Here is a 5,200-nt window from a genome sequence, read left to right on the forward strand (position 1 = left end):
GCGCCAGCCCGTAGACGACGCGCAGGGTCAAGCACAACGTAATCGCCAGATCCGAGTATTTCGGCTGACCACCCCGCGATGTCCGCCTCCGCGCCGTCCATAAAGACAGGGCCTCATCCTTCACCCAGATGGTCAAATCACCACGTTGACGCAGGCTTTCATTATATGCCGGCCAATTCGTCACTCGATATTTCTGCTTGGCAATCTTGTCCCGCCGATCGGCATTGAACTTGTGCGGCATCGTCGAAATCCGGATCAGGAGACTGAAAACCACCGCTCAATATCAGTCGCCGGGTGATCCACGCAACAACGCCAGTATTCACCAGCTTCTCTTCATCTGTGATGATGACCATTGAATCGGGGTGTGCTGCAACTTCAGCCCTAACGGTTCACACTGTTGAAACGGCGCGTGGTCATCCGAACTTAAAGAGGACACCGAAGCCGCCGCGCGGATAGTTCCACTCGATCTCGCCACTGGTCTCGCACAAGATGCGGCAGGTGCCGCACTCCATGCAGCCGTCGGGGGTGATCTCGACTTGACCCTTGTCGTACAACTCGTAGCATTTCGCCGGACAGACGAGGGTCAGCGCGAGAAGGTTCGCACTTGGCCACGCGTGCGGTCGCACTTTGATATGCGGACGGCCGGGCTCCACCAGATAGCGGTTCTGGTAGAGCTTGTCCTCGACACGCAAATTCGTCACTGGGTTCGTCATGTCGTCAGTGCCTCACCGCCACGCCAATGCCAGGCGGACCGCGTCGCTGACCAGACCCAACCGCGATCGCGCTTTGATGAAGGCTGCCGTGGTCGCCTTTTCCTTCTCGATCTTTGGCGTGCCGTCGACCCGCATGAAGTTCTGCGCGGCTTCCGACATTAACCGTGGGTAGGTCGTGAAGAAATTACCGGCGTTATTATGGAGTAAGGCTGGCATGTCTTTGTATTTCCGCAGGTCCTTCACCACGAAGGATTCATCCAGCATCGTCTTGTAAAGGGCGAGGTTCAGTTTGGTCATAGGATCGTTGCGGCTCTTGACCTGGACAATTGCCTCAGCCGCGATGCGCCCGGAGGTCATGGCGAGGTTCGAACCCTCGCGGTGAACAGCGTTGTTCAATTGCGCCGCATCGCCGACCACGACCCAACCGTCGCCAAAGAGCTGGGGAATCGCCTTGAAGCCGCCTTCGGGAATGAGATGCGCGGCATATTCTTTCACCTCCGAGCCGGCAATCAGCGGCCGGATCGAAGGATGGCTTTTTAACGCGTCGAGCAGGGCGTAAGGGCTCTCCCTCATCGCGGCGAAATCCGAGACGAGGCAGCCGATGCCCAGTGAGATCGACTCCTTGTTGGTGTAGAGGAATCCGAGCCCGGTCATGCCGCGTGAGATTGTGCCCACCGCCTCGATCACGCAGCCTTCACCGCCCTTGAGGCCGAACCGCTGCTCAATAACCTCTTCGGGCAGAAAATGCATTTCCTTGACGGCGAGCGCAACGGCTTCCGGCTTCAGCATCTTGCGCAGGCCGCCTCGCGTGCCAAGCAGTCCGCCGACGCCTTCTGCAAGAACGACCACGTCCGTGTAGATCGCCCCGCCGGCCCGATCCGTGCGGACGCCGATCACTTTGCCCTTGGCATCACGCACGAGTTCCGTCACGGTCGTTTCGCACAGAACAGTCGCGCCGGCCTCGCGCACCTTACGCGAAAACCATTTATCGAACTGGGTACGGATGATCGTGTAGCGGTTGGGCTTTGCCTCATTGAAGTCGTCCGACCGATAGTGAATGCCGGTGTGCGACGTGTCGTCCATCACCCAAAGCCGCTGTTCAACCAAATGCCGCTCGAGAGGCGCGTCATCCCGGAAATCGGGGATGATTTCCTCCAGCATGTTCGCGTACATGATGGCACCTTGGACATTCTTGGAGCCCGGATATTCACCGCGCTCCAACTGCAGCACCTTCAGGCCTTGGCTTGCCATGGTGTAAGCAGCTGCGTTCCCGGACATGCCGGCCCCGATGACAATGGCGTCGAATTCTTCCTCGATCATGTCAGTCTCTTTTAGCTTGCAAGCTTGTCGCGACTGTGCGGCGACAGCCGGCGGGTGAAGGCTTCCGTCAGGGCGGGCAGGAAGCGGATCGCATCAGTGACGATGCCGAGGTGAGCGAAATCGAAAATCGGCGCGTTCGGGTCGGTGTTGATGGCCACGATGAGATCGGCGCCTTCGACGGCAACCCGGTGCTGGATGGCGCCGGAAATCCCGGCCGCGATGTAAAGCTTCGGCCGGATGGTCTTGCCAGTTTGGCCGATCTGCCGATCAGCAGACATCCAGCCCTTCTGCACCAGCGGGCGCGAACAGCCATATTCGGCGCCGATCGCTCGCGCGAGACTCTTCACAAGCTGCAGGTTCTCGGCCCCGCCGAGACCGAGGCCTCCCGCAACGACGACATCGGCATAGGCGAGATTTGCCTTCGCCGACTGGCTATCCGGCAGGAAGCCGAGGACCTTGGTGACGATGTCGTCCTCGGCTACCGACAGCTTGTGCTGGATGACGCGCTCGACGGGCTTATCCACCCGCTGCGGCATGGACATGACCCGCGGTCGCACTGTCGCCATCTGCGGCCGGAAGTTCAGCGTATAGATGGTGCATAACAGGGAGCCGCCGAAAGTCGGACGGGTCGCGGCGAGCGAACCGTCGGCATCCACGTCGAGTTCGGTACAGTCGGCCGTGAGCCCTGTCAGCAAGGTTGTCGCCACGGAGCCGGCAAGATCCCTGCCGAGCGTTGTCGCACCCAGAAGCAGGATCTCGGGTTTGTAGGTAACGACCAGATCCGTCATCGCCTTGGTGAAAGGCTCGTTTCGATAGTCGGCAAGCAGCGGGGCTTCGACGATGTAGACAAGGTCGGCGCCGTAGGCGAAGGCCTCGGCAACTGCGTGCTGGGTGACCCCTCCCGCTGGTCCAAGTACGACGCCCGCGACTTGGACGCCGAGCTTGTCGGCAAGCTTGCGGCCTTCGCCGAGCAGCTCGAAGGATACAGGATGGACCTGGCCGCGCTCGAGTTCGATGAAAACCCAAACATGCCGATAGTCCTTGAAACGCTCGGGCAGCTCCTTCTTTATTCCGGCTCGGCCGGCAGCAGGGCGAGGGGTTTCGCGGTTCGCGGTAGCCATAGTCTGCTCCTTGCCTCACGTGCCGCCGTCGAAGGCGACTTCCTGTTCCAGCGCCGGCTGGCGGGTGAAGATTGCGGCGGTTAGTTCGTCGGCGAGGTCGCGCAGCGTCTTCTCAGCGGTGTCGATCTGCGCCGCCTTTTCTGCCCGCGCGGCAGGCGCGAAAACGCGCTTGACAACCGTCGGCGAGCCGCGCAGTCCGCATCTGGTGAAGTCCTCGATGCCGGCGTCGGCTGCACTCCACCTCACGACCCGGCTGCGCGCCGCGCGCAGTGCGTCCTCGATCGAACCCCGGCGGATCTCGTTGGTGCCTTCCAGCATGGTGACGAGGCATGGCAGCCTGCTCTGCAGCATCTGCGTGCCGCCCTCGCAACGGCGCTGGACTTTAATCTCCCCCGCAGCAAGATCAAGGGAGACGATTTTCGCGACATAGGTGAGTTGCAGGAGGTTGAGACGCCTGGCGATGCCTGGCCCGACCTGGGCGGTGTCGCCGTCGATCGTCTGCTTGCCCGTGAAGACGATGTCAGGCGTGCCGAACGTCTCGCCAACCTTTGCGATTGCCTGGGAAAGAGCGAAGGAAGTCGCCAGCGTGTCTGAGCCGGCAAAATAGCGGTCGGTCAAGAGCACTGCGCGATCGGCGCCGTAGCCGAGCGCCTTGCGTAGCGCATCCTCTGCCATTGGCGGCCCCATAGTGAGTACGGTAACCTCGCCACCATCGGCGTCGCGCAGTCTGAGTGCTTCTTCGAGGGCGAACAGGTCATAAGGATTGATGATGGTTGGCACGCCCTGGCGCATGATCGTGTTCGTCACCGGATGGACACGTATCTGTGTCGAATCTGGCACCTGCTTGATGCAGACTACGATGTGCATTGGCGGTCTCGCTAAGCTTTTATCCAAATGGGGTTTGGCAGTTCATCTCGTTGGCTGCATCATTTGTGCCAACCGTTTTGCGCTCCGCTATCCCTTTGAAATTCAATTGGCTGCATCGGAAGCACAAGCGGGATCACCGGATTTGTCGGCTTCTCGACATTGTAGCGTCGCAAATGTGTCGCGCTCATTCGATCCGGTTCAGCACGGATTCGAACGGGACGAAGGTGGGGCACGGCCTGGCGGGACTGTCCGGGTCGTGGTCTTTGAGCACTTTGAAGACCCGATGCGTGAGCGGCGAGGACGTCGCGAAGTCTTCGTAGGCGCGCTCCAGCGTGGCGCGCGCCCCCGCGGCGATCACCGGGGCGGGCAGGGCGGAGAAACCCTCTTTGGCGAGGTATTGCCCCACGCGCTTCATGATATGGAGCCGGGAGACATCGAGCACCTTCGGGTCATACGCGACGCCAAGGACTTCGAAGAACTCCTCGGCAGCCGACAGGCCCTTCAGCCGCGCGAGGATGTTGGTGATATCGATGGGGCGGCTGTCGGCCGAACAATTCATTGCTTTCTCCCTGGTCGGAAATTGCCGGGCGCGTTCGTCGCGCGGCTGAGCTGCAGCCGCGAAAATCCGCGGTTCGAGCAATGAGATGCGATCACAAGCTGGGCAATCGCTCGCCGACATGGTCGGGCCGGTAATGGTCCCGATCGACCTGGCCATTCACTACGCGCGGCAATGCTGGTCAGATTCACGCCGGGCGGGACGACCCCCATGACCTGTGCATCGGCTTCGACCCGGCAATCGCGCGCCTTCCCGCCGGCGATGTCCTCGTGGACATTAGCCATTAGCGGGGTGCTGTCACATTGATTGAGGGGTAAGGAAATTGAGGTAGCAGCGCGCCCATGACCGTGAGTGCACCGACCTACAAGAACCACCGCTATCCGATCGAAATCGTGGCCCGTGCTGTCTGGCTCTACTTCCGCTTCAATCTGAGCCTGCGCGATGTCGAGGAAATGCTGCTCGATCGCGGGATCGTCGTTTCCTACGAGACCATCCGCCGATGGTGCCGAAAGCACGGCCCTGATTATGCGCGCCGCATACGCCGCAAGGCACCAACGAAAGACGATGTCTGGCATCTGGATGAAGTCGTGGTGCGCATCAACGGTCAGAAGTGCTGGTTGTGG

7 protein-coding genes are annotated in these 5,200 nt (G+C 60.8%); 1 reads left to right on the forward strand and 6 read right to left on the reverse strand.

The window, feature by feature from the left end; genetic code table 11:
* The 6 genes from BLS48_RS33940 to nifW all read right to left on the reverse strand — a co-directional run.
* Positions 1–241 (reverse strand): transposase (locus BLS48_RS33940; protein ID WP_208604714.1); only part of this gene is annotated, 241 nt, incomplete at its 3' end.
* A 172-nt stretch (positions 242–413) separates the two neighbouring features.
* Positions 414–713, reverse strand: a complete 300-nt coding sequence (locus BLS48_RS33945; protein ID WP_038655026.1) for a ferredoxin family protein — start codon at positions 711–713, stop codon at positions 414–416.
* A gap of 12 nt (positions 714–725) precedes the next feature.
* Positions 726–2,033 carry an FAD-dependent oxidoreductase gene (locus BLS48_RS33950; protein ID WP_038655022.1) on the reverse strand — a complete coding sequence of 436 codons (1,308 nt, stop codon included), beginning with the start codon at positions 2,031–2,033 and terminating at the stop codon, positions 726–728.
* Positions 2,034–2,044: 11 nt separating this feature from the next.
* Positions 2,045–3,154 (reverse strand): electron transfer flavoprotein subunit alpha/FixB family protein, encoded by a 1,110-nt coding sequence (locus tag BLS48_RS33955; RefSeq protein ID WP_038655019.1) that lies wholly within the window; start codon positions 3,152–3,154, stop codon positions 2,045–2,047.
* A 15-nt stretch (positions 3,155–3,169) separates the two neighbouring features.
* Positions 3,170–4,021 (reverse strand): electron transfer flavoprotein subunit beta/FixA family protein, encoded by an 852-nt coding sequence (locus BLS48_RS33960; protein WP_038655016.1) that lies wholly within the window; start codon positions 4,019–4,021, stop codon positions 3,170–3,172.
* 184 nt (positions 4,022–4,205) lie between these two features.
* The gene (nifW, locus tag BLS48_RS33965; protein WP_091586634.1) at positions 4,206–4,580 is read right to left on the reverse strand and encodes a nitrogenase stabilizing/protective protein NifW; all 375 of its coding nucleotides are present in this window, start codon (positions 4,578–4,580) and stop codon (positions 4,206–4,208) included.
* Positions 4,581–4,918: 338 nt separating this feature from the next.
* On the opposite strand from nifW, the gene BLS48_RS33970 reads away from it, so the two are divergent.
* Positions 4,919–5,200, forward strand: a 282-nt coding sequence (locus tag BLS48_RS33970; protein ID WP_143019591.1) for a transposase, incomplete at its 3' end; no start/stop codon positions are given.

This window comes from Mesorhizobium qingshengii (assembly GCF_900103325.1).
GTDB classification, from domain to species: Bacteria; Pseudomonadota; Alphaproteobacteria; order Rhizobiales; family Rhizobiaceae; genus Mesorhizobium; species Mesorhizobium qingshengii.

What these genes read in the sequence shown, in the direction of transcription:
- BLS48_RS33960 (WP_038655016.1), bottom strand. Translation starts at nt 4,021, where the DNA reads ATGCACATCGTAGTCTGCATCAAGCAGGTGCCAGATTCGACACAGATA.
- BLS48_RS33955 (WP_038655019.1), bottom strand. Translation starts at nt 3,154, where the DNA reads ATGGCTACCGCGAACCGCGAAACCCCTCGCCCTGCTGCCGGCCGAGCC.
- BLS48_RS33950 (WP_038655022.1), bottom strand. Translation starts at nt 2,033, where the DNA reads ATGATCGAGGAAGAATTCGACGCCATTGTCATCGGGGCCGGCATGTCC.
- BLS48_RS33945 (WP_038655026.1), bottom strand. Translation starts at nt 713, where the DNA reads ATGACGAACCCAGTGACGAATTTGCGTGTCGAGGACAAGCTCTACCAG.
- nifW (WP_091586634.1), bottom strand. Translation starts at nt 4,580, where the DNA reads ATGAATTGTTCGGCCGACAGCCGCCCCATCGATATCACCAACATCCTC.